The sequence below is a fragment of the Stenotrophomonas sp. TEPEL genome, assembly GCF_004348785.1.
Classification (GTDB): domain Bacteria; phylum Pseudomonadota; class Gammaproteobacteria; order Xanthomonadales; family Xanthomonadaceae; genus Stenotrophomonas; species Stenotrophomonas indicatrix.
On record NZ_QQXJ01000001.1, the window covers coordinates 2,780,670 to 2,807,137 of the forward strand.

Here is a 26,468-nt window from a genome sequence, read left to right on the forward strand (position 1 = left end):
CGTCTGAAGCGCTGCCGGGCATGGCCCGGCGCTACCCGATGCGTCGGCATCATTCGGTCGCGGGTAGACTTCGGGCATGACGTCTGCCATCGATCCGCGCCGCGCCCAGCTGCGGCGCCTGAAAACCCTCGCCCTTGGCCTGCTGCTGCTGATGCTGGCCGGTTTCGCGGTCAGCCACTGGCAGGGCGAGCGTGGCATCTGGGCCTGGGTCTCGGCTTTCTGCGAGGCCGCCGCGGTTGGCGCGCTTGCCGACTGGTTCGCGGTGGTTGCCCTGTTCCGGCGGCCGATGGGCCTGCCGATTCCGCATACGGCGATCATTCCGCGCAGCAAGGAACGCATCGGCGACAGCCTGGCCCTGTTCGTGCGTGATCAGTTCCTGGAACCGACGGTGCTGCTGGCCAAGCTGCAGGTATTCGATCCAGCCAGCCGCCTCGGCAGCTGGCTGGCCGATCCCGCGCGTTCACGGATGCTGGCCGACATGGCCCGTGGCTGGGCGCTGCAGGCGCTGGACTTCTTCGATGAAGCGGCGGTGCGGCGGCAGCTGCACAGCTTCGTGGTGCAGCAGCTGCGGCAGTGGAACGCCGCAGCCACCGCCGGCGAACTGCTGGGCCTGCTGACCGCCGATGGCCGCCACCAGCGCGTGCTGGACGAAGGCCTGCAACGGCTGGGGCGTTGGCTGGAGCAGCCGGAAGTGAAGGAGCGCGCCTCGCAGCTGATCGTGCGCTACATCCAGCGCGAATGGCCGACGCTGTCGAGCACGGTGAACTGGGTCAAGCCGATCAATGAGATCGGCGACAGCCTTGCCGAACGCCTGGCGCGCGCGGTGCTTGAGGAGCTGCAGCAGGTGCTGGCCGAGCCGCAGCACCCGCTGCGCCAGGACTACGAACAATGGCTGGGCAACTACGTGCAGCGCCTGCGCGAAGACCCGGCACTGGCCGAGCGCATCGAGCAGCTCAAGCAGGAAATGATCGACCACCCTGCCCTGCAGGACTACGTGCAGGGCCTGTGGTCGCGCATCCATGCCAGCCTGCGCGGCGATCTGCAGCGCGAGGATTCGGCACTGGTCGGTCATCTGCAGCGCAGCCTGGCCTCGCTGGGTGACAGCCTGCAATCGGACCCGGCGTTGCGCGAGGCATTGAACCAGCACCTGCTGGAAGGCGCTCAGCGGCTCACCGGGCGCCTGCGCGAGGGCGTCACCACCCATATCGCGCAGACGGTGAAGAGCTGGGACGAGCGTCATCTGGTCGAGCAGCTGGAACTGAGCGTGGGCCGCGACCTGCAGTTCATCCGCTTCAACGGCACCCTGGTGGGTGGGCTGATCGGGCTGCTGCTGCATGCGGCTACGGTGCTGTTCCGGTTCTGAGGGGTTCCCGGCCGGGCTGAGCCCGGCACGCGCAGAGGCGACAGGAACAACCGAAGCAAACGGCAACAGCGGGATTCCGTGAGATGGCGGGCGGGGGAGACGCCATGGATATTGCGTGACCAGGGGCACACTCCTTATGATCCCGCGCCATGCGGGCCAGGGTGGCCCGCGGGGGGATCCATGCGGAGGATGTGGGTGGTGCTGCCACTGCTGGTGGCGGCCGGGGATGCGTGCGCGCAGCGTGTCTACAAGTGCAATGACGGCGGTCGTACTGTCTACCAGACGCTGCCCTGCCCCAGTGGCCAGGACACGGGCGTGACACGGCCGATCGTGCGCGATCCCAAGCTGAGCTGGGAGGACGCCGCGCGGCTGGACCGAGAGCGGCGCGAAGCCCGCCGACAGCTGCAGGCCAGCGCGGGCCGGGGCGGACCCCAGGGGGCGGGTACGGTCATCGAAGCCGCGACGAATGCCGAAGCCTGCGACAAGGCGCGCTCCCGGCGCGAAATGGCCGAGTGGCTCGGCAGCCGCACGCCGCAACAGCAACTCAACGACGACGTCACCCGGGCCTGCGCTTCGCGCTGACGGCCACGATCATACGCAGTGGGCAAATGCTTGATTAACGAAATGAGAATGCCTATCATTTACTGATCGGTTGTACGCTTAGCCAAGCGGGGCATGGACGCAGCACCGCCCCTTCGCCCGTGTACGCCCTTCCGACCCTGGGTTGCCCGCTGCGGGTAACGACGCGTCGATGGGAAGCAGTGCTGGGCGAACCTGTGCGGAGCGCGGGTCGATCCTGGGCGCGTTTTCCATCGCCCGTTTTCGTCCTGCATGGAATCGCATTGATGGCTACACCGTTCCCAGCCCCCCGACCCGCCCTGCTGGCCCTGGCCCTGACCGCTGTGATGATCGCCCCGCTGGCCCACGCCGATGCACCGCTCGCTGCCGATGCGCGCACGCTGGACACGGTGAAGGTGACCGCTGACGGCGAGATCGCAAACGGCTACACGGTGAAGAACACCCGCAGCGCGACCAAGCTGGATCTGTCGCTGCGCGAGACGCCGCAGTCGGTCACCGTCATCACCCGGCAACGGCTGGATGACATGGGGCTGTTCTCGTTGTCCGACGTGATGGGCCAGGTCACCGGCGTCAGCGTGTCGGTCACCGACAGCGAGCGCATCAGCTATGTTTCGCGTGGGTACACGATCGAGAACTTCCAGATCGACGGGATGCTCAACACCTTCGGTGGGTCGATCAAGACCAACACCGACAACGTCATCTACGAACGCATCGAAGTGATCCGCGGCGCCACCGGCCTGACCACGGGCGCCGGTGATCCGTCCGGCACCATCAGCATGGTGCGCAAGCGCCCCACCGACACCTTCCAGATGAGCAGCAACCTGACCGTGGGGCGCTGGGGCAACCAGCGCCTGGAAGCCGACCTGGGCGGTCCCGTGGCGTGGGACGGGCGCATCCGCGCACGCGTGGTCGCGGCCAAGCAGCAGAGCGATTCGTTCCGCGATTTCTACAAGCTCGACAAGGACGTGTTCTACGGCATCGTCCAGGCCGACCTGACCGACAGCACCCTGTTCGAACTGGGCCATGAATACCAGTCACCGCACACCACGGGCGTGACCTGGGGCGTGGTGCCTTACTGGGGTGCTGACGGCAACCCGGCCAACCTGCCGCGCTCGACCAATCTGTCGGCGTCGTGGAGCGAATGGCCGATCATTGAAAAGACCACCTTCGCCCGCCTCGAACAGCAGCTGGGCAGCGGCTGGTCGCTGAAGGGCAACGTCAGCCATGCCGTGCGTGATACCGATGGCAGCGTCTGGTACGGCGCAGCCGGCTACCCGCGCGCGGACGGCACCGGCGTCACCGCCTACGTCTCGCACTTCAACGAACACAGCACGATGGACGTGTTCGACGTCAACGTCGGCGGTCCGTTCCAGCTGTTCGGCCGCGAGCATGAACTGGTGTTCGGGCTGGGCCAGTCCGTGCGCAAGGGCGAATCCGAAGCGACCAGCTTCGACACCAGCGCACCGGGCTACATGCAGGTTCCCGACTGGCGCAACTGGACCGGCAAGGTGCCGGTCCTGCCGGTGACACGCTACGGCCGTCTTTCCTCGGAAAACGAGCTGCGCCAGCGCGCCGCCTACATCGCCGCGCGCCTGCGCCTGGCCGACCCGCTGCTGGCCGTGGTCGGCGCCCGCTATGGCAGCTGGGAAACCCGCCAGTGGGGCTACGGCTACGACGCCAACGGCAACCGCAACCGCACCACCCGCACCGGCTACACGCCCGACGACACGCTGACCCCGTACGCCGGCCTGGTCTACGACTTCAATTCGGTGTTCAGCGGTTATGTCAGCTACACCGACATCTTCAAGCCGCAGAACTACCGCGACCGCAACGGCAACTACCTTGAGCCGGTGGTCGGCGACATGTACGAGGCGGGCGTCAAGGCTGAGTTCTTCGGTGGCCTGCTGAACGCCTCGGCCGCCGTGTTTGAAGGCAAGCAGGACAACGTGGCCGAGATCGATGATTCGGTGCCGCTGAACTCGCTGCCCGATGGCGGCCAGGCCTATCGCTCGACCGGCAAGGGCAACAAGGTGAAGGGTTGGGAACTGGAAACCCAGGGCAGCATCGGCGAGCAGTGGAACATCTCGGCCGGTTTCGCCCGTACCCGGATCCGCAACGCCGCGGGTGTGCTGCAACGGACCACCACCCCGCAGGAAACCTTCCGCCTCAACACCAGCTGGCGGCCGGGCGGCATCGAAGGCCGCTTCTGGCTGGGCGGTGGCGTGACCTGGCAGAGCCGCATCTGGAACAACAGCACCAAGCCGACGGCCGACTACCTGACCACCGGCCGCACCGAAAGTGCGCGCATCACCCAGGACGCGTTCTACCTGCTGAACCTGGCCGGTGGCTACCGTTTCAACGAGAACTTCAGCGCACAGCTCAACATCAGCAACCTGCTGGACAGGAAGTACTACAACAACGTCGGCTTCTACCAGGGCGTGTACTGGGGCGAACCCCGCAACGTCAGCGTGACGCTGCGCTGGAAACTCTGATGACCTGATGGATGGTGCCGGTTCTGCGACCGGCATCCGGCCACGGATGGCCAACCCCGGCGCGCTTCGGTGCGCCGGCCTTCTCTTCATTCAACCTGCAGGACCGCCGTGGACCGCTCGCCCGCAACCGCCAGCCCCCGCCTCAGCACCTTCTTCGCCAACCCGCGATGGGGCGTGCTGTCCCGATCCCTTGCCGCCATCTTCGGCGGCTACGCGCTTGCCTCGATGACCACGGTGTTCTGTGCGCTGGCGCTGCCGGGCGCGCGCGGCCAGGCCGTGCTGACCGGCATGCTGCTGGCGATCCTGGTCGCCGCCTGCGCCGCGCTGTGGGCGTTCGCCACGCGCAGTGCGCTGCGTGCCTGGGTCGGCATTCTCGCCCCCACCCTGCTGTTGGCCGGCATTTCGCGCCTGCTGGGAGCGTGGGCATGAAGAATGGATTCCGCCAATCCATGGCCTGGCTGCATACCTGGACCGGCCTGCTGGTCGGCTGGCTGCTGCTGCTGATCTTCATGGCCGGCACCGCCAGCTACTACCGCGAGGAAATCAGCCGCTGGATGCGCCCGGAGCTGCCGCGCAGCACGGTCAGCACCGACGAAGCGGCGCAGCGCGCGGCCGACTACCTGCTGGCCAACGCACCACAGGCCGAGAGCTGGTTCGTCACCCTGCCGCAGCCACGCAATCCGGCCATGCAGATGTTCTGGCGGTTGCCGGCCGAGCTGGCCGACCCCAGCAAGGGCCGACGCGGCGCCTTCGGTGATGCCACCCTGGACCCGAACACCGGCACCGAGCTGAAGGCCCGCGAGACACGTGGCGGCGACTTCTTCTACCGCCTGCATTTCGACCTGCACTACATTCCCGTGCTATGGGCGCGCTATCTGGTGGGCTTCTGCGCGATGTTCATGCTGGTGGCCATCATCACCGGCGTGATCACCCACAAGAAGATCTTCAAGGACTTCTTCACCTTCCGGAAGGACAAGGGCCTGCGTTCCTGGCTGGACTTCCACAACGTCAGCGCGGTGATGGCCCTGCCTTACCACGCGATGATCACCTACACCGGCATCGTCACGTTGATGATCATGTACCTGCCGTGGGGAGTGAACGTGGCCTACGGCACCGACCAGGATGCGTTCTACGCGGAGGCCTTTGGTGGCCTGCCCGAGGTCACCGCGCCCGCCGAAGGCAAGGCAGCCCCCCTGCCGCTGCGGCAGCTGCTGGACAGTGCCCGCACGCATTGGCACGGCACCGAGGTCGCCGGTTTCAGCGTTGCCAATCCCGGTGCCGCCAATGCGGTGATCGACATCCGCCAGCGCGATGGCAAACGCCTGTCCATCGATACCCCGGCGCTGCGCTATGACATGGTCACTGGCGCGCTGCTGCAGGAAACGCCGCCTTCCGGTGGCGCCACCGCCACCCGTGGCGTGCTGTATGGCCTGCACCTGGCCCGCTTTGCCGATTGGGGCCTGCGCGCGTTGTTCTTCCTGTCCGGCCTGACCGGCTGCCTGATGGTGGCCAGCGGCGTGGTGCTGTGGGCGGTGAAGGAGCGGCCGAAGCATGCCAAGAGCGGTCGCACCGGCTTCGGCCTGCGCCTGGTCGATGCACTGAACATCGGCGCCGTGGCCGGTCTGCCGATCGCCTTCGCCGCCTATTTCTGGGGCAACCGCCTGCTGCCGCTGGGCCTGGCCGAGCGCTCCAATGCCGAAGCGAACGTGTTCTTCTACGCGTGGGGCGCCTCGCTGCTGGCAGCCTTCATCTGGCCCAAGCGGATGATGTGGGCGTGGCAGCTGTACATCGGCGCGGCCGCGTTCGCGCTGATTCCGGTGGTCAACGCATTGACCACCCACGCGCACCTGGGCGTGACGCTGTTCAACGGTGACTGGGCATTGGCCGGTTTCGACCTGTCGATGATCGCCTTCGGCGCCATGCTGGCCCTATGCGGCTGGCGCATGCAACGCTGGACGCCGCCGCTGACTGCCGCCGAGAAGAAGAAACGCGCGGCGGCCGCTGCAGCGACGAAGGCACCGGCCGATGCAGTGGAAGCGGAGGCCAGCGCATGATGCTGCTGGTACTGGGGTTGTCGTTCACGGCGTTCACCGCGCTGTCGCTGGCGATGGAAAAGCACCAGCAGGAACTGCACGGCAAATCCGCAGCATCACCGGCACGGCGCACGCAATGGCGGGTGCTGGGCTGGGTGCTGCTGACGGTGGCTTTCGCACTGTGCGTGGTCGACCACGGCTGGGCGATGGGCCCGGTGCTGTGGCTCGGCGCACTCACCCTGGGTGGAATCGTGCTGGCGTTCGCGCTGTACCCGTACCGGCCGAAATGGATCGCGCCGCTGGCGATCGCGTTGCCGGTGATCGGGCTGGTGGTGGCGCTGTTGTAACCCGTGCGGTGGGCCGCATCCACGCATGGCGTGGATCCACCGGACCCACGCTCGCCGGGCATGGCCCGGCGCTACCGTTCTGCGCGCACGTGGGTAGCGCCGGGCCATGCCCGGCGACGCGTCACGCCAGGCGCTTCAGCTCCCACGCACGATGGATGCGCGCATTGCGCTCGAAATCCGGGCCGATGGTGCTGGCGCTGATCTCGCGGCACCGGGCGAATTCGGCGATGGCGTTCTCTTCCAGCTTGAAGCGGCGGAAGTTGTTGGAGAAGTACAGCACGCCACCCGGCGCCAGTCGCGCGACGGCCGCACGCAGCATCTTCACCTGCTCGCGCTGTACGTCGAAGTCCTCGGCGCGGGCCGAGTTGGAGAACGTCGGCGGGTCGCAGAAGATCACGTCGTACTGGCCGCGATCGCCTTCCAGCCAGGCCATCGCATCGGCCTGCACCAGCAGGTGCTGATTGCCGCCCTGCCCGTTCAAGGCCAGGTTGTCGTAGCACCACTGCAGGTAGGTGGCCGACAGGTCGACGCTGGTGGTGCTTGCCGCACCGGCCACCGCCGCCTGCACGCTGGCCACGCCGGTGTAGCAGAACAGGTTGAGGAAGCGTTTGCCACGCGCCTGCTCGGCCATCAGCCGGCGCAGCGGGCGATGGTCGAGGAACAGGCCGGTATCCAGGTAATCGAACAGGTTCACCTGCAGCAGCGCGTTGTTCTCGCGCACCACGAGGAACTCATCGCGCTGCTCGAAACGGCCGTACTTGCTGCCGCCCTTGCCACGTTCACGCGATTTCATCGATACCTGTTCCGGCGGCACGCCGAACACCTCGCGCGCAGCGGCCAGCAGTTCATTGCGGCGGCGGCGCACGTCATTCTCGGGAATCGCAGCGGGTGCAGCGTATTCCTGCACATGCAGGAACGTGCGGCGCTGGCCGCCATCTTCCTCGTACACGTCGATGGCCGCTGCGTATTCCGGCAGATCGGCATCGTAGGCACGGAAACAGGTGATGCCTTCGCGCGCGCGCCAGCTCTTGAACTTCTTCAGGTTCTTGCGCAGGCGGTTGGCCACCATCTGCGCGCCTTCGCTCAGCTCGCGCACCTGTGCCGGGTCGCGGCCCGGCACCGCGATCGGATCGCAGACGATCAGTGCGCATTCCAGCGCACCATTGAACATCTGGTACTTCTTGCCTGCACGCAGGCCGGTGGCGAAGGCCAGTTCGTCGTTGCCGCACAGCAGGCTGGCGCGCCACTGCGGCACGGCCTTCTGCAGGGCATTGCCCAGCTTGCGGTACAGCGCCGGATCGGCGGCCAGGCGCTCGTCATACGGCGGATTGCAGACCACCGCGCCGATCTCCTGCTCCGGGGTGGGCAGCTCGGCCACATCGGCGCGGGTGAAGCGGATGGCATGGGCGACGCCGGCAACTTCGGCGTTCTCGCGCGCGGCCTGGATCGCCACCGGGTCGATGTCGCTGCCGTGGATGACCGGCTTCAGCGCGGCAAGGCCGGCCGCTTCGCGATCACGCGCTTCGCTCTGGATGGCTTTCCAGGCGGCCTTGTCGAAGCCCAGCCAGCGGCTCGGCGGCAGGCTGCCATGGCGCATCAGGCCGGGGGCGACATCGGCCGCCATCAGCGCGCCTTCGATCAGCAGGGTGCCGCTGCCGCACATCGGGTCCAGCAGGCCGCCACCGGCAGCGTGCAGGCGCGGCCACTGCGCGCGCATCAGCAGCGCGGCAGCCAGGTTTTCCTTCAACGGCGCGTCATGCGCCGCACCGCGCCAGCCGCGGCGATGCAGCGGGCCGCCGCCGAGGTCGATCGACAGCGAGGCGCGTCCCTTGCGCAGCGACAGGTTGACGCGCACGTCCGGCAGGTCGGTGTTGACCGAGGGGCGCTCCAGCCCTTCGTCACGCATGCGGTCGACGATGGCGTCCTTGATCCGCTGCGCGGCGAAACGGGCATGGGTGATCTTGTCGCCGGACACATGCGCGTCCACCGCCAGGGTCATCTCCGGCTTGATGTGTTCGTGCCACGGCAGCGCACGCACGCCGTCGTACAGCGCCTGCTCGTCCGGGCATTCGAATTCGTCGATCGGCCACAGCACGCGGCTGGCCAGCCGCGACCACATCACGATCCGCAGCGCCTGCTCCAGTTCGCCATCGGCGTTGACGCCGGCGATGGTGGCGGTGGCCTTTTCCAGGCCCAGGGCCGACAGCTCATCGGCAAGCAGGTATTCCAGGCCCTTGGCGCAGGAGACAAAAAATTTCACGGGATCGGTTCGCAGGTGGTCAGGCACGGCAGGGGGCCGGGCCATTCGGAAGGGAGGGCCGTGGACACGGCCGGCAGGCCCGCGCCGGGGGCGGCGGGGCTGCCATTGTAGTCAATGCGGGCGGGCGCGCCGTGCGCCCGGGCTTCACAGCTGCCGCAGCAGGCGCTCGAAGGCCTGCGCAGAGGCTTCCACGTGGTGCTCCAGGCGATGGCCATCGTCCACCAGCAGCAGCTGCGCCGAGCGCGCCTGCGCCCAGGCGATGACTCCGGCGGCCGGCACCACCTCGTCATGCCAGGCCTGCACCACCGTGGTCGGCACCGGCGCGGCATCCAGCGCCGGCATCGGGCCCATGGTGGTGGGCGGCACCATCAGGAACAGGCCGGCCACCGGCACCTGCAGCGAGGCGATGGCGGAGATGTAGGCGCCCAGGCTGGAGCCGGCCAGCACCACCGGCCCCTGCGCAGCGGCAGCGGCCGTGCGCTCGATCAGGCGTTGCAGGCGGGTGCGCACATCGCCAACGCGGCTGACCTGGCTCATCGCGTCCAGGTCGGTGTAATCGGGGCGCTCATGGGTCCAGCCCAGTCGCTCGGCGACTTCGGCCAGCGCGGTGACCTTGGTCGCCTCCGGGCCGCTCTCGAAGCCGTGGGACAGGATGCAGTGACCGCGGCTCATGCGTGCGCTCCCACGGAGCGGATCGACAGCAGAAGGGAAGGCAGTTTCATCCGGCAATGCTAGCATCGCCGCATGCCCAAACCGCTCCTCCCCGGCCTGCAGCTGCAGCCGTTGCCCTACCACGACCGCCTGCCACTGCGCGATCCATCCAGCCTGGCGATGGTGGTGATCCACTGCACCGAACTGCCCGACCTGGCGACCGCCCGGGAGTACGGCGAGCGCGTGCTGTACGACAGCGGCGCAGGCAACAGCGGGCATTTCTACATCGACCGCGACGGCAGCGTGGTGCAGTACGTGGCGCCGGAGCGCATCGCCCACCACGTGCGCGGCATGAATGCCGATACCGTGGGCATCGAACTGGTCAATTCGGGGCGCTACCCGAACTGGCTCGACAGCCGCCACCAGGCGATGGACGAGCCGTACACCGAAGCGCAGCTGCTGGCGCTGGAACAGCTGCTGCAGGCACTGGTGGCTCGTTACCCGTCGCTGCGGCGGATTGCCGGACATGACCAGTTGGACCTGGAGCAGGTGCCGGCCAGTGACGACCCGGCGGTGACCGTGGCGCGCAAGCGTGATCCGGGCCCGTTGTTCCCGTGGGCGCGGGTGCTGGCGAAGGTGCCGTTGCAGGGGTTGGAGTAAGCGCCGGCAGGGCTGCGCCCTGGGTACACGCCATCGCATACGCGCTGTCGCTCCCACGCTTCGCTGCGCGAACCGCGGGCCCCACTTACCAGCTCCCACACCCCCGCCGCTTCGCGGCCGCCCCCTGACTCAGGGGGCTCTGCCCCAGAGATGAACCGGTGGCCAGCAGATCCACGCCATGCGTGGATGAACGGCAAATCGACCAACCCGCTTTGCTCAGGCGCCGGTGGCGACCGGGCGGCTGCTGTCGCTGACCCAGCCACTCCATGAGTCCGCGTAGATGCGTGCGCCGGACAGGCCCGCGCTTTCCATCGCCAGCAGCAGGTGGCAGGCGGTCACGCCCGAGCCGCACATCAGCACCACGCGTTGCGGGTCCTGGTTGCCGATCACGCCCTGCAGCTCGGCACGCAGTTCCTGTGCATCGCGCAGGCGGCCGTCCAGCACGTTCAACGCAAACGGGCGATTGACCGCGCCCGGCACATGGCCGGCGACCGGGTCCAGCGGCTCCACCTCACCGCGGAACCGCTCGCCCGCGCGGGCATCGACCAGCCAGCCCGGCGCATGCTTGAGGCGTGATTCGATCTCGTCCGCGCTGGCAACCTGGCTGCCATCGAAGCGCCCCGGATACGCGGGCAACGCGGTGACCTCGCTGCTGCCGGTCGCCAGCGGCTGGCCGGCGGCCTGCCAGGCGGCGATGCCGCCATCGAGTACGGCCACGTTCGCATGCCCGATCAGGCGCAGCAGCCACCACAGGCGCGCGGCGGCCATGCTGCCATCGCTGCCGTCATACACCACCACCTGCGTGTCGGTGCCGATGCCCCATTGCCCCAGTCGTGCGGCGAACGCATCACTGTCGGGCAACGGGTGGCGGCCATGGCCCACCCGCGTCAGATCGGACAGGTCGCGGTTGAGATCGGCATGCACTGCGCCGGGAATGTGTCCCTGCGCGTAGAGGCCGTTGCCCGCCTGCGGGTCGGCAAGCGATGCACGCGCGTCGACCACGCGCACGGTACTGGCGGTCGCGCGGGCATCGACCACGCGTACCCCATCGCCCAAGGCCGCAGCCAGGCTCGCAACATCGACAAGGGTGGTCCACGGTGGGTCGATCGGCTTCATTGCACTTGCTCCAGGCGGCGACGCAGGTTGTACAGGATGGCCGCGGTGGCGCCCCATATGCGCTGGCCGGGCCAGCCATATTCAAGGACATGGCGGACGCGGCCGCGATGGGTGATTTCGACCTGGCGCAGGTTGTCGGCAGCCATCAGATAGTCCAGCGGCACTTCGAACACCTCGGCCACTTCGCTGGGCTGCGGGACCGCCACGAAATCCGGATCGATCACTGCCACCACCGGGGTCACCCGGTAGCCGGTGATGGTCACGAACGGATCGAGATATCCCAGTGCCTGCACCTGGGTCGGCGCCAACGCGATTTCTTCCTGGCTTTCGCGCAGTGCGGCAGCCAGCGCATCGCGATCATCGGGCTCGGTACGGCCACCCGGGAAGCCAACCTGGCCACCATGTTGCCGCAGGGTTTCGGTACGCCGGGTCAGGATCACCTGCGCACCGTTGGCGCGCGGCACGATGCCAGCCAGCACCGCCGCCTCGACCGGTGGGCCCGGGGGCAGCAGGTCATCCAGTTCACTGCGGTTCCAGCCATCACCTGCCGGCGGCTCGGCCAGGGGATGCAGCGCGCGCAGCAGCCGCTCGTGATCGGCCAGCGAACCTTGCAGCGACTGCTGCAGCTGTTGGCGCAGGGGCAGCACACGCTGCAGGATGTGGCTGCGTTCGCTGTCGCTCATCGACGACCACCGTGCGATTTCGTCGATATGCCGCCCGCACCCGGCGCAGAGCCGGTTGCGATCCAGCTTGCAGACGTTGATGCAGGGACTTGCGACAGCACGCGCCGTTTCTTCCATTATTTGCACCGGTCAACAGTAGCGCGAATGGGCTGAATTTGGGATGGGCCGCGCACGGCTGCAGCGTGGCGCAGAAACAAAAACGCGCCGGTGGGATCACCGGCGCGTTGATGTTGACGCTGTTTCTTCTTACTTGACGCTGATCAGCTTGATCTCGAACTGCACAGCCACGTTCGGCGGGAACGGGGTGCGCGGGTCGGCGCCGTAGGCCTGATCCGGCGGCAGCGAGACTTCCCACTTCGAGCCTGCCGGCATCTGCAGCAGGGTCTCACGCATGGCCTTCATTTCGACTTCGCTGACCTTGATCGACGGAATCTGCTGGGCCGGGCGGGCTTCGGTCGGGCGCTGGCCGTACGGGAACGGACCGGCCACTTCCAGCTGCACGGTGCTGGCCTGGGTCGGCTTGGCACCCTTGCCTGCTTCGATCACACGGTACTGAACGCCGCTCGGCAGGGTCTGCACGCCCGCCTTTGCCTTGTTCTGCGCCATGAACTGATCGCTCTTGGTCTTGTTTTCGGCAGCAGCCTTTTCGTACTCGGCCTTGGCGGCCTGGGCACGGCCCTGCTCGCGCTTCTGGAACGCTTCAACGGCCGGCTTCAGCTGCTCGGCGGTAATGGCCGGCTGCTTCTTGGCGTAGGCGTCCTGCAGGCCCTTCACCACCGAGTTGATGTCCAGCTGCTCACCGCGACCGGTCAGCTCCGCCAGGTTGTTGCCGTAGTCGTAACCGAAGTAGTAGCTCAGCTTGCCCTTCTCGGACGCGATGTCCTGGGCGAAGGCATTGCCCGTCAGGGCCAGGGCCGCGACGGCGACCGCGATAGAACGCAACTTCATCAAACAGTTCTCCAGGGGTGGTAACTCAGGGACGTTCTGCGCCGCCCTGAGGCGACGGGTTAGGATAACGGCCACAACGTGTAACCGCTACTCACCACGCAGGCTATGACCTGTCTGCGTTTACAGAGTTCAATCTCACTTTTTTTTAACGTTCCAGGAGTTTCCCGTGGTCGAGGCCCCCGCTCCCCACCCGGTCGACGTCAGCGATGATGGCGCCGTCCGCACCATTACCGTGCAACGCCCGGACAAGCTCAACGCCCTCAACGCCGCCACCCTGCAGGCCCTGGCCGAGGCGTTTGGCGACGCCGCCGCCGACCCGGCGGTACGGGTGGTGGTGCTGACCGGGGCTGGCCCCAAGGCGTTCGTGGCCGGGGCCGACATCGCCGAAATGAACACCTTGAGCGCGGTTCAGGGACGTGATTTCTCCCTGCTCGGCCAGGCCCTGATGCGCCGCATCGAACGCATGCCCAAGCCGGTGATCGCCCGGGTGAACGGATTTGCGCTGGGCGGCGGGCTGGAACTGGCCATGGCCTGCCATCTGCGCATCGCCGCTGATTCGGCCAAAGTCGGCCAGCCGGAGATCAATCTCGGCCTGATTCCCGGCTTCGGCGGTAGCCAGCGCCTGCTGCGCCTGTGTGGCCGTGCGGCCACGCTGGAACTGTGCCTGCTGGGCACCCCGATCGGCGCCGCACGCGCACTGGCCCTGGGCATCGTCAACGAAGTGGTACCCGCCGCCGAGCTCGACGCCCGCGTGCAGGCCCTGGCCCGGCAGCTGGCACAGTCGGCGCCGCTGGCGCTGCGTGGCCTGCTGGACGCGGTGCACGTGGGCGGCGAATGCAGCCTGGAAGCCGGCCTGGAATACGAAAGTGCGCAGTTCGGCCTGCTGTTCGCCACCGAGGACATGCGCGAAGGCACCAGCGCCTTCCTGCAGCGCCGCCCCCCCGCCTTCCAGAACCGCTGACGCCATGGCATCCCGACCCAACCCCGTGCTGCTGTTCGCCCGGGTCCAGGCAGACGATCCCGATGGTGCGCTGCAGGCTGGACTGATGGACTACGTCGTGAGGGCTGGCGATGAGCGGCTGCTGCCCGATCATCCGGACCTGCCCGACCGCCTGTGCCAGATGCAGTTGCAACTGCAGCGTGCATGGGCGGCGCGCGAACGTTTCCGCGCACGCACGGTGCGCCTGGCCCGCCGCGAGGCCGAGCGTGATGCGCGCCGGACGCCCGCGCCGGCACCGGACGTCAAACCCGCCCTGCCTGCCGCCGCGGCCGCCATCCTCGCCCGGGCCAAGGCCCGCGCCGCCGGCAAGGAGCAGTAATGGCGACCGCGAAGAAGACCGCGCGCGCGCCTGCGCGCCGCGGCGGTACGATGCCGCGTGCCGACGTGGTGGAAATGTTCACCCGCCTGCGCGAGCTCAACCCGCATCCGAAGACCGAGCTGGAATACAGCTCGCCGTTCGAACTGCTGGTGGCGGTCGCGCTGTCTGCACAGGCCACCGACGTCGGCGTCAACAAGGCCACCCGACGCCTGTTCCCGGTTGCCAACACGCCGGCGAAGATCCTCGCCCTGGGCGAAGAGGGACTGAAGAAATACATCGCCACCATCGGTCTGTTCAACGCCAAGGCGAAGAACGTGATCGCCACCTGCGCGCTGCTTCTGGAGAAGCACGGTGGCGAAGTGCCACGCGATCGCGACGCACTGGAGGCACTGCCCGGTGTCGGCCGCAAGACCGCCAACGTGGTGCTCAACACCGCCTTCGGCGAACCGGTGATGGCGGTGGACACGCACATCTTCCGTGTCGCCAACCGCACTGGACTTGCGCCCGGAAAGAACGTGCGCGAGGTCGAAGATCGACTGGTCAAAGCGATTCCCGCCGAGTTCCTGCTTGACGCGCACCACTGGCTGATCCTGCACGGCCGGTACGTGTGCAAAGCGCGCAAACCGGATTGCCCGGGCTGCGTGATTGCCGACCTGTGCCGGTTCAAGGACAAGACCCCCGCAGAATGACGGTGCCATCCACGCATGGCGTGGATCTACTGGAAAAACCCGCCACGCATGGCGTGGTTCTACTGCAACCGGGGCGCAATCCGCGCGTCATACGTAACCGGTTTCAATGGCAGGCCCAGCCGTGACGGGGTCTGCGGCGGATCGCGGCCGTGCGCGAACTGTCACATTTACGCAATCTTCACGTTCTAGCCTGCGCGCATCTTCCCACCTGCCTGCAAGGCTCCTCTCCATGAAACTGCATCACCAGCTCCTGACGATCGCCGTGGCTGCTGCGCTGTACGTGCCGGCCGCCCACGCCGAAGTCGCCATCGATGTGATCGGCGGTTCGGAAATCACCTTTGAAGGCCTGGTCCAGGCCGACGGCAACTGGTACGACAACGACGTCGTGGACCTCAACGGCGGTGACGCCGGCAACGGCAAGGACAGCGAATTCGAACTGCGTCGCGCCGAGCTGGTACTGAAGGGCAAGGGCCCGGGCAACGTGGAATGGGTGGTCGGCTATGACGCCAAGGCCGACAAGTTCCTCGACACCAACGTGAAGTACAAGCTGCTGGGCAACGCCAGCCACTTCATCCAGGTCGGCCAGTTCAAGCAGCCCAACAGCCTGGAAGAGCTGTCCAGCACCAAGAACAACGACTTCATCTCCAAGGCGGCGGTCACCAACACCTACGCCGTCGCCCGTCGCCTCGGCGGTGCCTACAGCTACGGCCAGGACAACTGGTCGGTCACCGCCAGCGCCTTCGGCCGCGAACTGACCCGCAACCTGGCCCACGGCAGCGGCTACGGCGCGCGCGGCACCTGGGCCCCGATCAACGAGAAGGGCCAGGTCCTGCACTTCGGCCTGAGCTACGTCGACTACGACACCGACGCAGACACCCTGCGCGTGCGTGCCCGCCCGAACGCCGACCTTGCCACCGCGCGCCTGGTCGACAGCGGCAACATGGTCGACACCGACCGCGTCAGCACCATCGGCGCCGAAGCGATGTACTTCCAGGGCCCGTTCAAGGCCCAGGCCGAGTACTACACCAGCAAGGCCAAGCGTTACGCCCATGACAACTACACCAGCGATGGCTACTACGTCAGCGGCGTGTGGAACGTCACCGGCGAGAGCTGGAGCTACAAGGGCGGCACCCCCGGCACCGGCCTGCCGAACAACCCGGCCAGCGGCCAGTGGCAGCTTGGCGTGCGCTATGACCACATGGATCTGAACGACGGCAACCTCGCCGCCAACCCGGTGGCCGGCCGTCCGCCGATCGTCGACGGCGTGCTCGGCGGCAAGATGGACATCTGGACCGTCGGCGCGAACTGGTACTGGCGCTCGAACTTCAAGCTGATGCTCAACTACGTGATGGTCGACAGCAAGAAGTACAGCTCGACCGCCCGTGGCTTCGTCAACGACGATCCGAACATCCTGGAAGCCCGCGCGCAGTTCTTCTGGTAAGTCCGGAAGCACGCGTTCGAACGAAGGCACGGCCCAGGCCGTGCCTTCGTCGTTGTGGGCAGGCGGTGGCCGCGCGATGATGCCCTGCCCTGTCGACAAGGACCTTCGGGATGCCTTCTTCGCTCCGCCTGCGCCGCCTGCTTTGCGCTGTCCTGCTCGCTGCGCTGCCTGCCACTGCGTTCGCCTGTAACGATGCGGAGGCCGTGCGCGAGGCCGCGTATCGGCAGTTGCCGGCCGGCGCCCTGCCGGTCACGGCACGTTTCACCGATGCGGACAGCACGGCCTGCCGTGCGTGGCCCGCACAACCCGGCACGACCCTGCTGGCCGTCGCGCAATGGGCCGCCCCCGCCTCGGAAGAGGTGCGCGGCGGTGACCTGGACCTGTTGCTGATCGATACCGCCAGTGGCACACCACTGGCCTGGACCCGCGTGGCCGATGCGGTCAGCAGCGATGCGCTGCGTTTTACCGGCCTGCGCCTGGACACGGCACGCTGGCAGCTGGATCCGGCCACCCGCGCGTTCGGCGTGCGCATGGACTACAGCGGCAGCTCAGGTCCCAACCCGTTCGCGCAGACCGAACTGCAGTTGTTCGTACGCGAGGGCCGGCAGCTGCGCCGGGTGCTTGCCCCGCTGGCCGTCAGTGGCAGTCGCGGCGAATGGGATACGCGGTGCGCCGGCGAGTTCAGCCGCTTCGAGCGCACGCTGGAGATGGGCAGTGCCCATGCCGCGGGCCTGGCGCCGATCGTGGTGCGCGGAAAGCGCACCGATACGATCAGCGTCGCCGCAGGTGACGACTGCCATGCCACCAACACCGCGGCACCCGTACAGCGCTGGACACTGCAGCCCCGCGACGGTCGCTATGCCGTTCCGGAGGCGCTGCGCGGGCTCTGAAGGGCGGGCCTGGGCACCGCCATGACGGCTGTCACGTCCGCGTCATATGACAGACGCGGGCGTGTCATGGAACCGTTATGGAATGTGCACCGAAACGTCGGGCAGCCGCCCCTCGACCACCCCAGGAGTCTCTCCCGTGATCCACGCCTTCAAGTCGCGCGCCGCCGTCGCCATTCTGGCCGCGTCGTCCGTGTTCGCCGCCAACGCCGCCGATGTCACCGGCGCGGGCGCCTCGTTCATCTACCCGGTGATGTCCAAGTGGTCGGCCGACTACAGCACCGCCACCGGCAAGAAGGTCAACTACCAGTCGATCGGTTCCGGCGGTGGTATCGCCCAGATCAAGGCAGCGACCGTGGACTTCGGTTCGTCCGACGCACCGCTGAAGCCGGAAGAGCTGGCTGCCGCCGGCCTGGCCCAGTTCCCGTCGGTGATCGGTGGCGTGGTGCCGGTGATCAACGTTGCTGGCGTCGCCCCCGGCGCGCTGAAGCTGGACGGCCCGACCCTGGCCAACATCTTCCTGGGCAAGATCACCACCTGGAACGACCCAGCCATCGCCGCCCTCAACAGTGGCCTGACCCTGCCCAGCGGCAAGATCACGATCGTTCATCGTTCGGACGGCTCGGGCACCACCTTCAACTTCGTCAACTACCTGTCCAAGGTCAGCCCGGAGTGGAAGAGCAAGGTCGGTGAAGGCACTTCGGTACAGTGGCCGGCCGGCATCGGCGGCAAGGGCAACGAAGGCGTTGCTGCCTACGTGAAGCAGATCAAGGGCGGCATCGGCTACGTCGAACTGTCCTACGCGCTGCAGAACAAGATGTCCTATGCGGCGATGAAGAACGCGGCCGGCAAGATCGTGCAGCCGTCGGACGCCTCGTTCTCGGCCGCTGCGGCCAGCGCCGACTGGGCCAACGCCCGTGACTTCTACCTGGTGATGACCAACGCCCCGGGCGCAGATGCATGGCCGATCACCGCCACCAACTTCATCCTGGTGCGCAAGCAGCCGAAAAACGTGGCGGGCGCCAAGGCCACGCAGGAGTTCTTCCGCTGGGTCTACAGGAATGGCGATGAGCAGGCCAAGCAGCTGGACTACGTGCCGCTGCCGGACACGCTGGTGCGCCAGATCGAGACCTACTGGACGCAGAACCTGAAGTACTGAGTTCGTTGCAAGGCGTTCCCCCGCAGGAACGGGGCCGGCGGGTCCTCTCTCCCCCGCCGGCCCCACCGGGCGCTGGATCCTTCGGGTCCGGCGCTCTTCTTTTTTGTAGGGTGGGTCGTGAAAGGCGCTGCGCTTCCGTTGATGAGTCGTTGCGGCGATGGGCCGGGCTGCGCAGGACACGCCGCAAGTACGTCCTTGCAGGCTCGTCCACGCCTTCCATGCTGTGGACGGTCCTGCACAGCCCGGCCCACCGCCGCCTGAGGGTTCATCGGCGGCGCGGTGGGGTCATGGAAGGCAGGAGCGGGGGCAACGGTTGCCCGGGCCTCCGCCACGCCGGGGACCGCGCACAAGCGCAGTTGGCCCCTTCAGCCGACCTGGCGGCCAACCGTGAATCCCGCGAAACCCTTGCCAGAACGTGATCCAGGACACCTCTGTCATGGACGTCATACGGCTGTAACAAAAACATCATTTCATAGCCGCATCCGCCGACACCGTCGGCTCTACCCCGCTATGGAGTGACCATGAAACTGCACTCGGCCAGCCTTGCCGCCCTTTCCCTGGCCATCGCCCTGGGCCTGTCTGCCTGCGGTGGCGACAAGCAGACCGCACAGCAGCCGGCCGCTGACGGCGCCGCTGCTCCGGCCGCTGCCGGCGACAAGGTGACCGCTGAGGTCTCCGGTGCCGGCGCCTCCTTCATCTTCCCGCTGGTATCCAAGTGGTCGGCCGACTACAACACCGCCACCGGCGCGAAGATCAACTACCAGTCGATCGGTTCCGGTGGTGGCATCGCCCAGATCAAGGCCGGCACGGTCGATTTCGGTTCCTCCGACAAGCCGCTGAGCAGCGATGAGCTGGCCCAGGCCGGCCTGGCCCAGTTCCCGTCGGCCATCGGCGGCGTGGTGCCGGTGGTCAACATCGACGGCCTGGAAGCCGGCAAGCTGCGCCTCAGTGGCGCCCTGCTCGCCGATATCTTCCTGGGCAAGGTCAAGACCTGGAACGACCCGGCCATCGTCGCCGCCAACCCGGGCGTGACCCTGCCCGACGGCAAGATCACCCTCGTCCACCGTTCGGATGGTTCGGGCACCACCTTCAACTTCTCCAACTACCTGTCCAAGGTCAGCCCGGAGTGGAAGAGCAAGGTCGGCGAAGGCACCTCGGTGCAGTGGCCGGACGGCGTGGGTGGCAAGGGCAATGAAGGCGTTGCTTCCTACGTGAAGCAGATCAAGGGCTCGATCGGCTACGTCGAACTGGCCTATGCCCTGCAGAACGCGATGCCGTACACCTCGCTGCAGAACGCGGCCGGCACCTGGGTGCAGCCGAACGCTGAAACCTTCGCCGCCGCTGCCGCCAGCGCCGACTGGGCCAGCGCCAAGGACTTCAACCTGGTCATCACCAACGCCCCGGGCGAGCAGGCGTGGCCGATCACCGCCACCAACTTCATGCTGATGCAGAAGAAGCCGAAGGATGCCAAGCGCAACCAGGATGCCCTGGCCTTCTTCAAGTGGGCCTTCGAAAGCGGCCAGGCCCAGGCCAACGAACTGCACTACGTGCCGCTGCCGGCCGAGCTGGTCAAGCAGATCGAAGCCTACTGGGCCACCGAACTGAAGTGATGGACCCGACGGTGCCCGCCACGTGCGGGCACCGTCTCCTGCACATCGTGCTGCCCCGCCCCTTCCTGGCCCTGCCGTCCCCATGAATGCCATCGCCCAGCCTGTAGCCGCCCCGTCCACGCGTGACACGCGTGATGCCCGCAACGACAAACTGTTCCGATGGGTGCTGGTCGGCACCGTCATCTTCGTCCTGATCGCGCTGGCCTGCGCCGCACTGTCGATGCTGTGGGGTGGTCGCCACGCTCTGCAGATGCAGGGCCTGAGCTTCTTCTTCTCCTCCGACTGGAATCCGGTCGAAAACAAGTTCGGCGCACTCGCTCCGATCTACGGCACCCTGGTCACCGCGCTGATCGCGATGGTCATCGCCGTACCGGTCAGCTTCGGCATCGCCTTCTTCCTCACCGAAGTGGCACCGCGCTGGCTGCGTGGTCCGGTCGGCACCGCCATCGAACTGCTGGCGGGCATTCCCTCGATCATCTACGGCATGTGGGGCCTGTTCGTGCTGGTGCCGGTGATGACCGAGTACGTCACCCCGTTCCTCAACGAAACCCTGGGCGAATGGCCGATCATCGGCCCGGTGTTCCAGGGCCCGCCGCTGGGCATCGGCATGCTCACCGCCGGCTTCGTGCTGGCGATCATGGTCATTCCGTTCATCTCCTCGGTGATGCGCGAAGTGTTCCTGACCGTGCCGACCCGCCTGAAGGAATCGGCCTACGCGCTGGGTTCCACCAAATGGGAAGTGAGCTGGGACATCGTGCTGCCCTACACCCGCTCGGCGGTGATCGGTGGCGTGTTCCTCGGCCTCGGCCGCGCACTGGGCGAGACGATGGCAGTGGCCTTCGTGATCGGCAACAGCGTGCGCCTGTCGCCGTCGCTGCTGGAACCGGGCACCACCATCGCCGCACTGATCGCCAACGACTTCGGCGAAGCCACTGAAACCTACCGCTCGGCGTTGCTGCTGCTCGGCTTCGTCCTCTTCATCGTCACCTTCGTGGTGCTCGCCATCGCCCGCCTGATGCTGATGCGCCTGTCCCGCAAGGAGGGCAACTGATGTCCAGCACCGCTGACTCCCTGTACCTGCGCCGCCGCATCGGCAATGTCATTGCCATCGCGCTGTCCTGCGCCACCGCGCTGTTCGGCCTGTTCTTCCTCGGCTGGATCCTGTTCACCCTGGCTTCCAAGGGCCTGGCCGGCATCAACCTGGATCTGTTCACCAGGATGACACCCCCGCCGATGCAGGAAGGCGGCCTGGCCAACGCCTTCTTCGGCAGTGCGGTGATGTGTGCGCTGGCGATCGGCATCGGCACCCCGCTGGGTGTGTTGGCCGGCACCTGGCTGGCCGAGTATGGCAACGCCCGCAAGGCCGGCACCGTGGTCCGCTTCGTCAACGACATCCTGCTGTCGGCCCCGTCCATCGTGCTGGGCCTGTTCGTCTACACCCTGTACGTGATGCAGACCGGCGGCAGCTTCTCCGCCTTCGCCGGTGCACTGTCGCTGGCCTTCATCGTGCTGCCGGTGGTGGTGCGTACCACCGACGAGATGCTGCGCCTGGTGCCTTCGCAGATGCGCGAAGCAGCGCTTTCGCTGGGCATTCCGCAGTGGAAGGTAATCGTGCAGGTGCTGTACCGCAGTGCCTCGGCCGGCATCATCACCGGCATCCTGCTGGCGCTGGCCCGCATCTCCGGCGAGACCGCACCGCTGCTGTTCACCGCCTTCGGCAACCAGTACTGGAACAGCAACGTGTTCCAGCCGATGGCCTCGGTGCCGGTGGTGATGAACCAGTTCGCCGGCAGCCCGTACGAATCCTGGCAGGTGCTGGCCTGGGCCGGCGCGCTGGTGCTGACCGTGTTCGTGCTGCTGGTCAGCCTCTCTGCGCGCGGCATCCTGCTGCGCAACCGTATCTCCCATGACTGACCTTTCCGTGGATACCGCCATGAACGACCTTTCCAACGCCGTGCCGATGCAGCGCATCGTCGTGCCGGCCTCGCACGAGAACCTGCACGCTCCGGCCCCGGTCAAGCTCGCCGCGCGTGGACTGGACTTCTACTACGACAAGTTCCACGCCCTGAAGGGCATCAACCTGGAGATCCCGGAAAAGCGCGTGACCGCGCTGATCGGTCCCTCCGGTTGCGGCAAGTCGACCCTGCTGCGCATCTTCAACCGCATCTACGCGCTGTACCCGAAGCTGGAAGCGCGCGGTGAGGTGATCCTCGACGGCGAGAACATCCTGTCGCCGAAGTATCCGATGAACCGCCTGCGCAGCAAGGTCGGCATGGTGTTCCAGAAGCCGGTGCCGTTCCCGATGACCATCTTCGAGAACGTGGCCTACGGCATCCGCCACCACGAGAAGCTGTCCAAGGCGGACATGGCCGACCGTGTCGAGCACGCGCTGCGGCAGGGCGCGCTGTGGGACGAAGTGAAGGACAAGCTCAACCAGAGCGCGCTGGGCCTGTCCGGTGGCCAGCAGCAGCGTCTGTGCATCGCCCGTGCCGTGGCCCTGCGTCCGTCGGTGCTGCTGCTGGACGAGCCGACCTCGGCGCTGGACCCGATCTCCACCAGCCGCATCGAGCAGCTGGTGGAAGAGCTCAAGCACGAGTACACCATCGTGATCGTCACCCACAACATGCAGCAGGCCGCGCGCGTGTCCGATTACACCGCCTTCATGTATCTGGGCGACCTGATCGAGCACGACCGCACCGAAGTGATCTTCTCGCAGCCGTCCAAGCAGCAGACCGAGGATTACATCACCGGTCGGTTCGGCTGATCGGCGCTGACACTTCGCCACCTGTCCCAGCCAGGCGCGCCTGGCTCTACCTGGATTGCAGAACATGAACCTTCCCAACGACCACATCGTCAAAAGCTACGACGAAGAGCAGCAGCGCCTGGTGGCCGAGATCGTGCGCATGGGCGAGATGGCCGTCGCCCAGCTGGAGGCGTCGATGGACGTCATCGAGAAGCGCGATGAGAACGCCGCCCATCGCATCATCGCCAACGACGAAGCGATCGATGCGCTGGAACAGCAGATCAGCCACGACGTGATGCGCCTGGCGCTGCGTGGCCCGATGGCCCGCGACCTGCGCGAGATCCTCGCCGGCCTGCGCATTCCGGCCGATATCGAACGCATCGGCGACTACGCGGCCAACGTCGCCAAGCGCTCGATCGCGCTGGGCAAGGTGCCGCCGCTGCCGCAGATCCAGGGCCTGCGCGCCCTCGGCCGCCTGGCCGCACAGCAGGTCCGCCGCGCCATCGCCGCTTACCGCGACAACGACGCCGATGCCGCGCTGGAACTGCGCGAGGACGACGCCCGCCTGGATGCGCAGTACACCGCGCTGTTCCGCGAGCTGCTGACCTACATGATGGAAGACCCGCGCAACATCACCCCGTGCACCCACCTGCTGTTCATGGCCAAGAACCTGGAGCGCGTGGGCGACCATGCCACCAACATCGCCGAGAACGTGTGGTTCCTGGTGCACGGCGAACAGCCACTGCCGCCGCGCCAGAAGCGCGACGAGACCTCCAGCGCGGGCGATATCTGATACTGCACTGCAACACAGGATTCGACTCCAGGGTGGCCGCTGTCCTCGTGACAGCGGCCTTTTTGCTGGTGCTGTAATACTTCTCACGAAAATTTGAATTCCCGGCGAGGATTCGTTGAGTAGGATCGCTGCACCATCGCTTCACCACGGGCACCCGCCCACCACCCAGGAGCACGACCGATGAGCACCTCCAACAAGACGCTGTCCCTGCTGACCGCCACCGCCCTGGCCGCAGGCCTCGGCATGACCGCCTCCGCCTCGGCCCTGAGCATGACCGACCTTGCCCAGGGCTACCTGGTGGCCGGCCAGGCGGCCAAGGCCACCGATGCGAAGGCGACCGATGCAAAATCCGCCGACGCGGCCAAGCATGCCGAAGGCAAGTGCGGCGCCGACGGCAAGAGTGCTGAAGGCAAGTGCGGCGGCGACAAGGGCAAGGCAGCGGCCGGTGCGGACACCAAGGCCAAGACCGGCGGTGACAAGAAGTCGGCCGAAGGCAAGTGCGGCGAAGGCAAGTGCGGTGGCAAGCACTGACGTCCGCGCCGGCGTCGTCCACCCGCGGTCGCCGCTTCCTGCGGCGGCCGTGGGCCTGGGCCTGCGCCGTGCCCTGCTGCAGGACCTGCGCGATGCACCGGCCGGCGATTTCGATTTCCTCGAATGCGCGCCGGAGAACTGGATCGGTGTCGGTGGTCCCGCAGGTGACGCGTTGGCCGAACTGGCGGCGCGCCATCCGCTGAGCTGCCACGGCCTGTCATTGTCGCTGGGCGGCAGTGCCCCCCTGGATACCCAGCTGCTGGCGCAGGTGGCTGCGTTTCTGCACCAGCATCAAGTGCCGCTGTACAGCGAACACTTGAGCTACTGCAGCGACGAGGGCCACCTGTACGACCTGCTGCCGATTCCATTCACCGATGAAGCGGTACGCCACACCGCTGCACGCATCGCCCGGGTGCAGGACATTCTCGGCCGTCGCATCGCCGTGGAAAACGTGTCGTACTACCTGGCGCCGGACCCGACGATGGACGAACTGGCCTTCACCACTGCCGTACTGGCCGAGGCCGACTGTGATCTGCTGCTGGACGTCAACAACGTCTACGTCAATGCCTGCAACCATGGCTACGACGCCGATGCCTTCATCGCCGGCCTGCCCGCACAACGCATCGTCTGCCTGCACGTGGCCGGGCACCTGGACGAGGCGCCGGACCTGAAGATCGACACCCACGGCAGCCCGGTCATCGACCCGGTGTGGGACCTGCTGGCACGCACCTACGCCCGCATCGGCCCACGCCCTACCCTGCTCGAACGCGACTTCAATTTCCCGCCCTACGCCGAGCTGCGGGGCGAACTGCAGACCATCCACCGCCTGCAGGCCGCGCATGCCGGAGCCGCCCATGGCTGACGCCCCCGAACGCCTGCGTGCGCAGCAGCACGCGTTCACCGCGCACCTGCGCAACCCGGCGCAGGTGCCGGCGCCGCCCGGCATGGACCCGCGTCGGGTGGCCGTGTACGAACGCCTGCTGTTCAACAATCTACTGGGATTGTTGAGCAATGGCTTCCCGGTCTGCGTGCGCCTGCTGGGCGAACCGGACTGGAGTGCCTTGGTGCGCCACTATTTCGCCAGCCACCAGTGCCACACCCCGTTGTTCCCCGAACTGGCTGCCGAGTTCGTGCAGTGGCTGCAGGTGCAGCCGGAGCTGCCGCATCCGGCGCTTGCCGAACTGGCCCACTACGAGTGGGTGGAGACCGCGCTGTACCAGCTGCAGGCCGATCCGCTGCCGGAACCGGGCGACATCGATCCGCTGCAGGTGCCGCTGCGCCGCTCACCGCTGGCCTGGCCACTGCTGTACCTCTGGCCGGTGCATCAGCTGGGTGGCGAAGATGCACCGTCGCAACCACCGCCAGAGCCCACCGGCCTGCTGGTGCGGCGCGATGCTGACGGCGCGGTGCGATTTGCCACCCTGACCAGCTTGGCGGTGCATCTGCTGACCCTGATCGGCGAGTCCCCCGGGGCCACCGGCCAACAACAGCTGCAGCAAGTGGCCGCCCTGCACCACCTTGATCCTGGGACATTGGCCGCCCCTGGCGCGCACCTGCTGCAGCAGTTCCTGCGTGCTGGCGTGATCGGTCCACTCCCCGCTTCACCCTGACGCCCCTTCCAGGAGATACACCGATGAAGACCCCGACCCTGGCCGCCGCACGCGGCCAGCTGGACCGTTTCGCCCCGTGGTTGGCCCCGCTTGGCCTGCGCCTGCTGCTTGCCTGGGAATTCTTCGAATCCGGGCGCGAGAAGCTGCACGGGCAGAACTGGTTCGCCGATCTGCAGGATGCTTTCCCGTTTCCGTTCGACCAGCTGCCCGCTGCGCTGAACTGGCAATTGGCCACCTGGTTCGAACTGGTGGGCGCAGCGTGCCTGCTGTTGGGCTTCGGCACCCGCGTTGCGGCCGCCAGCCTGCTGGTGCTGACGGCTGTGGCAACCTACGCGGTGCACTGGCCGGCAGAATGGAGCTCGCTGGGCGATCTGGCGATGGGCTATGCGATCAGCGACCAGGGCTTTGGCAACTTCAAACTGCCGCTGCTGTTCATGGCGATGCTGCTGCCGCTGCTGTTCACCGGCGCCGGGCGCCTGAGCGTGGATGCGGTGCTGGCGCGGTGGTATCCGTCGGGCCCCACGGCGCAGCCCGCGCTCCGGTAGATGCCGTCC

General features: G+C 67.1%; 27 protein-coding genes. 22 read left to right on the forward strand and 5 right to left on the reverse strand.

Features of this window, described 5'->3' with window-relative positions:
* Nucleotides 1-76 precede the first annotated feature (76 nt).
* From TEP_RS12650 to TEP_RS12675, 6 genes are all read left to right on the forward strand, one after another.
* The gene (locus tag TEP_RS12650; RefSeq protein ID WP_033830740.1) at nucleotides 77-1,363 is read left to right on the forward strand and encodes a DUF445 family protein; all 1,287 of its coding nucleotides are present in this window, start codon (nucleotides 77-79) and stop codon (nucleotides 1,361-1,363) included.
* Nucleotides 1,364-1,561: 198 nt separating this feature from the next.
* Nucleotides 1,562-1,945, forward strand: coding sequence for a DUF4124 domain-containing protein (locus TEP_RS12655; RefSeq protein WP_165933926.1), 384 nt, complete (start codon nucleotides 1,562-1,564; stop codon nucleotides 1,943-1,945).
* Nucleotides 1,946-2,208: 263 nt separating this feature from the next.
* Nucleotides 2,209-4,434, forward strand: a complete 2,226-nt coding sequence (locus TEP_RS12660; RefSeq protein WP_132825499.1) for a TonB-dependent siderophore receptor — start codon at nucleotides 2,209-2,211, stop codon at nucleotides 4,432-4,434.
* A 108-nt stretch (nucleotides 4,435-4,542) separates the two neighbouring features.
* Nucleotides 4,543-4,863 (forward strand): DUF3649 domain-containing protein, encoded by a 321-nt coding sequence (locus TEP_RS12665; protein ID WP_032975664.1) that lies wholly within the window; start codon nucleotides 4,543-4,545, stop codon nucleotides 4,861-4,863.
* Nucleotides 4,860-6,488, forward strand: a complete 1,629-nt coding sequence (locus TEP_RS12670; protein ID WP_025875359.1) for a PepSY-associated TM helix domain-containing protein — start codon at nucleotides 4,860-4,862, stop codon at nucleotides 6,486-6,488. Before TEP_RS12665 ends, TEP_RS12670 begins: the two co-directional genes overlap by 4 nt.
* On the forward strand, nucleotides 6,485-6,814 hold the full coding sequence (locus TEP_RS12675) for a DUF3325 domain-containing protein (protein ID WP_032975662.1): 330 nt from the start codon (nucleotides 6,485-6,487) through the stop codon (nucleotides 6,812-6,814). Before TEP_RS12670 ends, TEP_RS12675 begins: the two co-directional genes overlap by 4 nt.
* A 121-nt stretch (nucleotides 6,815-6,935) precedes the next feature.
* Here the strand turns inward: TEP_RS12675 and rlmKL are convergent, their stop codons facing one another.
* Together rlmKL and TEP_RS12685 are read right to left on the reverse strand one after the other, a co-directional pair.
* Nucleotides 6,936-9,074 (reverse strand): bifunctional 23S rRNA (guanine(2069)-N(7))-methyltransferase RlmK/23S rRNA (guanine(2445)-N(2))-methyltransferase RlmL, encoded by a 2,139-nt coding sequence (gene rlmKL / locus TEP_RS12680; RefSeq protein ID WP_132825500.1) that lies wholly within the window; start codon nucleotides 9,072-9,074, stop codon nucleotides 6,936-6,938.
* Between the two features lie 144 nt (nucleotides 9,075-9,218).
* Nucleotides 9,219-9,746, reverse strand: a complete 528-nt coding sequence (locus TEP_RS12685) for an alpha/beta hydrolase (RefSeq protein ID WP_025875362.1) — start codon at nucleotides 9,744-9,746, stop codon at nucleotides 9,219-9,221.
* A 72-nt stretch (nucleotides 9,747-9,818) separates the two neighbouring features.
* Here TEP_RS12685 and TEP_RS12690 point away from each other — a divergent pair, with 72 nt between their 5' ends.
* Entirely contained in the window at nucleotides 9,819-10,385 is a 567-nt protein-coding gene (locus TEP_RS12690) for an N-acetylmuramoyl-L-alanine amidase (RefSeq protein ID WP_132825501.1), read from the forward strand.
* 216 nt (nucleotides 10,386-10,601) lie between these two features.
* Here the strand turns inward: TEP_RS12690 and TEP_RS12695 are convergent, their stop codons facing one another.
* From TEP_RS12695 to TEP_RS12705, 3 genes are all read right to left on the reverse strand, one after another.
* Nucleotides 10,602-11,501, reverse strand: a complete 900-nt coding sequence (locus tag TEP_RS12695) for a sulfurtransferase (RefSeq protein ID WP_132825502.1) — start codon at nucleotides 11,499-11,501, stop codon at nucleotides 10,602-10,604.
* On the reverse strand, nucleotides 11,498-12,301 hold the full coding sequence (locus TEP_RS12700; protein ID WP_132825503.1) for a CoA pyrophosphatase: 804 nt from the start codon (nucleotides 12,299-12,301) through the stop codon (nucleotides 11,498-11,500). Before TEP_RS12700 ends, TEP_RS12695 begins: the two co-directional genes overlap by 4 nt.
* A gap of 129 nt (nucleotides 12,302-12,430) precedes the next feature.
* A complete protein-coding gene (locus TEP_RS12705; protein ID WP_025875366.1) occupies nucleotides 12,431-13,132 on the reverse strand; it encodes an FKBP-type peptidyl-prolyl cis-trans isomerase N-terminal domain-containing protein in 702 nt (233 codons plus the stop codon).
* 166 nt (nucleotides 13,133-13,298) lie between these two features.
* On the opposite strand from TEP_RS12705, the gene TEP_RS12710 reads away from it, so the two are divergent.
* The 15 genes from TEP_RS12710 to TEP_RS12780 all read left to right on the forward strand — a co-directional run bounded on the left by TEP_RS12710 (nucleotide 13,299) and on the right by TEP_RS12780 (nucleotide 26,459).
* Nucleotides 13,299-14,093, forward strand: coding sequence for an enoyl-CoA hydratase-related protein (locus TEP_RS12710; RefSeq protein ID WP_132825504.1), 795 nt, complete (start codon nucleotides 13,299-13,301; stop codon nucleotides 14,091-14,093).
* 4 nt (nucleotides 14,094-14,097) lie between these two features.
* Nucleotides 14,098-14,451 carry a hypothetical protein gene (locus TEP_RS12715; protein WP_132825505.1) on the forward strand — a complete coding sequence of 118 codons (354 nt, stop codon included), beginning with the start codon at nucleotides 14,098-14,100 and terminating at the stop codon, nucleotides 14,449-14,451.
* On the forward strand, nucleotides 14,451-15,140 hold the full coding sequence (gene nth / locus TEP_RS12720) for an endonuclease III (RefSeq protein ID WP_025875369.1): 690 nt from the start codon (nucleotides 14,451-14,453) through the stop codon (nucleotides 15,138-15,140). Before TEP_RS12715 ends, nth begins: the two co-directional genes overlap by 1 nt.
* A 229-nt stretch (nucleotides 15,141-15,369) precedes the next feature.
* Nucleotides 15,370-16,581, forward strand: coding sequence for an OprO/OprP family phosphate-selective porin (locus tag TEP_RS12725; RefSeq protein WP_132825506.1), 1,212 nt, complete (start codon nucleotides 15,370-15,372; stop codon nucleotides 16,579-16,581).
* Between the two features lie 110 nt (nucleotides 16,582-16,691).
* On the forward strand, nucleotides 16,692-17,471 hold the full coding sequence (locus tag TEP_RS12730; RefSeq protein ID WP_132825507.1) for a hypothetical protein: 780 nt from the start codon (nucleotides 16,692-16,694) through the stop codon (nucleotides 17,469-17,471).
* 136 nt (nucleotides 17,472-17,607) lie between these two features.
* Nucleotides 17,608-18,627: a phosphate ABC transporter substrate-binding protein PstS gene (pstS, locus tag TEP_RS12735; RefSeq protein WP_132825508.1), complete on the forward strand. Its 1,020-nt coding sequence runs from the start codon at nucleotides 17,608-17,610 to the stop codon at nucleotides 18,625-18,627.
* A 521-nt stretch (nucleotides 18,628-19,148) separates the two neighbouring features.
* Nucleotides 19,149-20,237, forward strand: coding sequence for a phosphate ABC transporter substrate-binding protein PstS (gene pstS / locus TEP_RS12740; RefSeq protein ID WP_132825509.1), 1,089 nt, complete (start codon nucleotides 19,149-19,151; stop codon nucleotides 20,235-20,237).
* An 82-nt stretch (nucleotides 20,238-20,319) separates the two neighbouring features.
* A complete protein-coding gene (gene pstC, locus TEP_RS12745; RefSeq protein ID WP_025875378.1) occupies nucleotides 20,320-21,288 on the forward strand; it encodes a phosphate ABC transporter permease subunit PstC in 969 nt (322 codons plus the stop codon).
* On the forward strand, nucleotides 21,288-22,151 hold the full coding sequence (gene pstA, locus TEP_RS12750; RefSeq protein WP_132825510.1) for a phosphate ABC transporter permease PstA: 864 nt from the start codon (nucleotides 21,288-21,290) through the stop codon (nucleotides 22,149-22,151). Before pstC ends, pstA begins: the two co-directional genes overlap by 1 nt.
* Nucleotides 22,152-22,170: 19 nt before the next feature.
* On the forward strand, nucleotides 22,171-23,001 hold the full coding sequence (gene pstB, locus TEP_RS12755; RefSeq protein ID WP_025875381.1) for a phosphate ABC transporter ATP-binding protein PstB: 831 nt from the start codon (nucleotides 22,171-22,173) through the stop codon (nucleotides 22,999-23,001).
* Nucleotides 23,002-23,065: 64 nt separating this feature from the next.
* Entirely contained in the window at nucleotides 23,066-23,773 is a 708-nt protein-coding gene (gene phoU, locus TEP_RS12760) for a phosphate signaling complex protein PhoU (protein WP_049465163.1), read from the forward strand.
* A gap of 180 nt (nucleotides 23,774-23,953) precedes the next feature.
* Nucleotides 23,954-24,304 carry a hypothetical protein gene (locus tag TEP_RS12765; RefSeq protein WP_025875386.1) on the forward strand — a complete coding sequence of 117 codons (351 nt, stop codon included), beginning with the start codon at nucleotides 23,954-23,956 and terminating at the stop codon, nucleotides 24,302-24,304.
* Nucleotides 24,291-25,166, forward strand: a complete 876-nt coding sequence (locus TEP_RS12770) for a DUF692 domain-containing protein (protein WP_132825511.1) — start codon at nucleotides 24,291-24,293, stop codon at nucleotides 25,164-25,166. The genes TEP_RS12765 and TEP_RS12770 overlap by 14 nt, the downstream gene beginning before the upstream one ends.
* Nucleotides 25,159-25,914, forward strand: a complete 756-nt coding sequence (locus TEP_RS12775) for a putative DNA-binding domain-containing protein (protein ID WP_132825512.1) — start codon at nucleotides 25,159-25,161, stop codon at nucleotides 25,912-25,914. The genes TEP_RS12770 and TEP_RS12775 overlap by 8 nt, the downstream gene beginning before the upstream one ends.
* A 23-nt stretch (nucleotides 25,915-25,937) precedes the next feature.
* Nucleotides 25,938-26,459: a DoxX family protein gene (locus TEP_RS12780; RefSeq protein ID WP_132825513.1), complete on the forward strand. Its 522-nt coding sequence runs from the start codon at nucleotides 25,938-25,940 to the stop codon at nucleotides 26,457-26,459.
* The last annotated feature ends 9 nt before the right edge of the window (nucleotides 26,460-26,468 follow it).

Bases quoted from the DNA above. Each gene is read 5' to 3' on its own strand.
- TEP_RS12650 (WP_033830740.1), top strand. From the start codon at position 77: ATGACGTCTGCCATCGATCCGCGCCGCGCCCAGCTGCGGCGCCTGAAA.
- TEP_RS12660 (WP_132825499.1), top strand. From the start codon at position 2,209: ATGGCTACACCGTTCCCAGCCCCCCGACCCGCCCTGCTGGCCCTGGCC.
- TEP_RS12670 (WP_025875359.1), top strand. From the start codon at position 4,860: ATGAAGAATGGATTCCGCCAATCCATGGCCTGGCTGCATACCTGGACC.
- TEP_RS12675 (WP_032975662.1), top strand. From the start codon at position 6,485: ATGATGCTGCTGGTACTGGGGTTGTCGTTCACGGCGTTCACCGCGCTG.
- TEP_RS12685 (WP_025875362.1), bottom strand. From the start codon at position 9,746: ATGAGCCGCGGTCACTGCATCCTGTCCCACGGCTTCGAGAGCGGCCCG.
- TEP_RS12690 (WP_132825501.1), top strand. From the start codon at position 9,819: ATGCCCAAACCGCTCCTCCCCGGCCTGCAGCTGCAGCCGTTGCCCTAC.
- TEP_RS12695 (WP_132825502.1), bottom strand. From the start codon at position 11,501: ATGAAGCCGATCGACCCACCGTGGACCACCCTTGTCGATGTTGCGAGC.
- TEP_RS12700 (WP_132825503.1), bottom strand. From the start codon at position 12,301: ATGGAAGAAACGGCGCGTGCTGTCGCAAGTCCCTGCATCAACGTCTGC.
- TEP_RS12705 (WP_025875366.1), bottom strand. From the start codon at position 13,132: ATGAAGTTGCGTTCTATCGCGGTCGCCGTCGCGGCCCTGGCCCTGACG.
- TEP_RS12715 (WP_132825505.1), top strand. From the start codon at position 14,098: ATGGCATCCCGACCCAACCCCGTGCTGCTGTTCGCCCGGGTCCAGGCA.
- nth (WP_025875369.1), top strand. From the start codon at position 14,451: ATGGCGACCGCGAAGAAGACCGCGCGCGCGCCTGCGCGCCGCGGCGGT.
- TEP_RS12725 (WP_132825506.1), top strand. From the start codon at position 15,370: ATGAAACTGCATCACCAGCTCCTGACGATCGCCGTGGCTGCTGCGCTG.
- TEP_RS12730 (WP_132825507.1), top strand. From the start codon at position 16,692: ATGCCTTCTTCGCTCCGCCTGCGCCGCCTGCTTTGCGCTGTCCTGCTC.
- pstS (WP_132825509.1), top strand. From the start codon at position 19,149: ATGAAACTGCACTCGGCCAGCCTTGCCGCCCTTTCCCTGGCCATCGCC.
- pstC (WP_025875378.1), top strand. From the start codon at position 20,320: ATGAATGCCATCGCCCAGCCTGTAGCCGCCCCGTCCACGCGTGACACG.
- pstA (WP_132825510.1), top strand. From the start codon at position 21,288: ATGTCCAGCACCGCTGACTCCCTGTACCTGCGCCGCCGCATCGGCAAT.
- pstB (WP_025875381.1), top strand. From the start codon at position 22,171: ATGAACGACCTTTCCAACGCCGTGCCGATGCAGCGCATCGTCGTGCCG.
- phoU (WP_049465163.1), top strand. From the start codon at position 23,066: ATGAACCTTCCCAACGACCACATCGTCAAAAGCTACGACGAAGAGCAG.
- TEP_RS12765 (WP_025875386.1), top strand. From the start codon at position 23,954: ATGAGCACCTCCAACAAGACGCTGTCCCTGCTGACCGCCACCGCCCTG.
- TEP_RS12775 (WP_132825512.1), top strand. From the start codon at position 25,159: ATGGCTGACGCCCCCGAACGCCTGCGTGCGCAGCAGCACGCGTTCACC.
- TEP_RS12780 (WP_132825513.1), top strand. From the start codon at position 25,938: ATGAAGACCCCGACCCTGGCCGCCGCACGCGGCCAGCTGGACCGTTTC.